This is a genomic window from Chlorobaculum sp. 24CR (assembly GCF_004118635.1).
Taxonomy (GTDB): Bacteria; Bacteroidota; Chlorobiia; order Chlorobiales; family Chlorobiaceae; genus Chlorobaculum.
Window position 1 is genome coordinate 1 of the sequence record NZ_SDGU01000118.1, and the last position, 1,267, is coordinate 1,267.

At 39.3% G+C, this 1,267-nt stretch carries 1 protein-coding gene; it reads right to left on the minus strand.

The annotated features are described in order from the left end of the window. Positions 1–13: 13 nt before the first annotated feature. The gene (locus tag EST62_RS13280; RefSeq protein ID WP_129052535.1) at positions 14–1,183 is read right to left on the minus strand and encodes an IS4 family transposase; all 1,170 of its coding nucleotides are present in this window, start codon (positions 1,181–1,183) and stop codon (positions 14–16) included. Positions 1,184–1,267: the final 84 nt, after the last annotated feature.

Here is a 1,267-nt window from a genome sequence, read left to right on the forward strand (position 1 = left end):
CACTGCTGTCCGGTTATAAGTCAAATAAATTCAACTGGTTACAGAGATTGACTTCTTGAGCCGTGCGAGAGGAATTCGTAACTAATTGTAAAATATCGACTTTCTCAAAAACACTGACGCTCAAAATCTGTAAAAATGTGTACAGAGATATTTCCAAATTAAGTCTCTTTTTTACCAAAGCAATAAGCACATATACTGAGATAGCGATCCATATCTGCGTTTTAACCGCATTTTTCGAGGTTCCATAAAATGCCTTTATACGAAGATGTTGTTTGATCCATTTGAAAAACAGTTCGATTTGCCATCGACTTTTGTATAGGTCGGTAATTACTTTAGGAGCAAGCTCAAAATTGTTGGTAATGAACACATATATCTTGCCTGTAACAGGATCGGTATACTTGATTCGTCTCAGTGGCTCCGGATAATTGATAGATGATTTCGGATCACTCAACATGATAGTTTGATCACACTTGAGCCCGGAGGTCTTGTCAACAGCTCTGGAGTACTGACGCCTGAATAAAAGATTTGATTTACCTCTGATGACAAAGTAACCATGAGACTTATGGATAGAATATAATCTCTCGTAATCGATATAGCCGCGATCCATGATGTAAAAAGAACCTGGCTCAATTATAAGAACATCAAGAATGTTGACATCATGAACCTTGCCATCAGTGATAGTAATAAATGACGGAATATTACCTCGTAAGTCCAATAAAGTATGTAACTTAACTGCCCCCTTGTGTGTTCTGAATTTTGCCCATGGAAACAACGCCAGACAAAGATCTATTGTCGTTGAATCCAGAGCATAAACCGTTTCCTTCATACTCATGCCAAAGGATTTTTTGCTGTAAATTTCTCGGGCATGGTGAATCAGGATATGAGCAAAATCCTGATAAATTCGCCAGTCCCGTGTTTCATTGGCATCAGCAAGTGTGGTTCTGGCAATCTTGCCACGGATACTCATATGATATAGCTTGTTTTGCATACCCAGCAGACAAGTCGTGATGTCACGAAGGCTTTCGCGATAGGTCAATTGTGCAAAAAACAGGCAGAGATATTGATCAAGGCAGCTAAACAACCGAACCCTATAATTTCCATCATAACGCTGAACACAGCGCCGAAACTGATGAAGAGGTAAGTGTTCAATGAGCTGGGCAAAGACAGTTTTTCCTGTATTCATCGGTCATTTCAATTTGCGCAATTATGAAATGACAGAAGATACCCATCGAGTTCAAATCGATAACGATAAAAAAACGCCGCAACT